Consider the following 233-nt stretch of genomic DNA (forward strand, 5'->3'; position numbering starts at 1 on the left):
GATGATATCCGTTAGTTATCAGTTCATTTTTCATCTCGTCTTTCTTATCTTTCGCAATGCGGACATGAAGATTTCTTAAATCAGTTTCTGTTTTAATCTTTTCTTGAACTATCCTCACATCTTCATTTTCAGCTAGCTTTTGGTCAATCTCTTCAATTTCCTGTGCACAAGAAATCTTGTTTTCTTCCTTACGTGAAATAAGTTCCTCTAGATTACTTATTTCTTCTGTAATC

The 233-nt window shown here is 33.0% G+C and carries 1 protein-coding gene; it reads right to left on the minus strand.

Going from position 1 to position 233, the window contains the following annotated elements:
- Window positions 1–233 (minus strand): hypothetical protein (locus AOA60_RS32550; protein ID WP_158235006.1); only part of this gene is annotated, 233 nt, incomplete at both ends.

It is taken from the genome of Pseudomonas sp. 2822-17, assembly GCF_002742485.1.
Lineage (GTDB): Bacteria > Pseudomonadota > Gammaproteobacteria > Pseudomonadales > Pseudomonadaceae > Aquipseudomonas > Aquipseudomonas cyclaminis.